The sequence below is a fragment of the Flavobacterium segetis genome (assembly GCF_900129575.1).
GTDB lineage: Bacteria > Bacteroidota > Bacteroidia > Flavobacteriales > Flavobacteriaceae > Flavobacterium > Flavobacterium segetis.
Map to the genome: position 1 here is coordinate 1 of NZ_FQWE01000030.1, position 1109 is coordinate 1109.

A 1109-nucleotide genomic window follows, 5' to 3' on the forward strand; every position below is an offset into this window, starting at 1 on the left:
CGGCATCTTTTAGAAAAGATACAAAGAGTTTGAAGAGTTTTTTAAGTCCTGCTGGATTCCCCTTTCTAAAGTCGGATATACTGTGGTAGTTGGGTATGATGCCCAATAAAAGCCACTGCAACTCTATATTACGAGCGCACTCCTTTTCTAACTTTCGCGAGCTTCTTAATCCATTGAGATAACCATACAAATAGATTTTAAGAAACAGCTTAGTATCGTAACTCGGTCTGCCTTCACTTTTTATAGTTTGTACGGTAAAACCCATCGCCGTTAAACTCAGGGCATCTACAAAGGCATCTATAAAACGAACGGGGTTGTCTGGTAAAATAGTGTCTTCTAAACTAGAAAAACACATTTGATTGCGCGGTATTCCTGTGATGTGCTGCATTGTTAAATATACAACTTTTCTTCCTTTTATTAAAATAATTTGACTATTTTTGAAAGAAATAAACCGAAGTTTTTTCACAGACTAATGTTACCAGAAACCTTTGAAAAAAAATGACGAAAAGAATACTAATTTCTATTATATTAATAATTTCTACAATTCTAATATTTAGTAAAACTGTTCGATATGAAGTTGCGAAAAGAATGAATATAATTTCTGCTGGAAGTTATGCCGACGCAGAATCTTATGAACTTCCCTACTCAGAATCCGACGTAATAAAAGCCGTGGAAAAATTTAAAGAGGAAAACCGAAAATATCGAGTTCCAGAAGTGTCAATTTTTCCAAATAATTCTTTTACATTGGAAGACTCTAAATCTGAAAATGGATTATGGTTTCTCGCATATTTTTACGACTCTAACGAAAATAGAATTTTAAATATTGCGATAAGAGGAAATCAAACCAAAACTACTTTAGAGTTTGTGTCTATAAATAACGGCTTAAAACTTGGACATTGGAAAGACATTAATCAAGATTTTTCATATGATGAAAATCAAGAATTAAAAAATAACTTTGAAAAAATTTATTTAAATCCAATAAAAAAAATATTGAAGAACAATTAAGGCTTCTGGTAACAGCTAGGGTTCCTATGTAAAGCAATTAAAGTTATTAAAAACTTTTTAAAGTGAGCGATATGTTGATATTTTTCGAGTAAAAAATGCCATTC

2 protein-coding genes are annotated in these 1109 nt (G+C 31.5%); one reads left to right on the forward strand and one right to left on the reverse strand.

Going from position 1 to position 1109, the window contains the following annotated elements; translation table 11 throughout:
* The coding region (locus tag BUA99_RS14735; RefSeq protein ID WP_143151789.1) for a transposase at positions 1-388 on the reverse strand (388 nt) is incomplete at its 3' end.
* A gap of 110 nt (positions 389-498) precedes the next feature.
* Between BUA99_RS14735 and BUA99_RS14740 the strand changes: the two genes are divergently transcribed.
* Positions 499-1005, forward strand: a complete 507-nt coding sequence (locus BUA99_RS14740) for a hypothetical protein (protein ID WP_072994042.1) — start codon at positions 499-501, stop codon at positions 1003-1005.
* Positions 1006-1109: the final 104 nt, after the last annotated feature.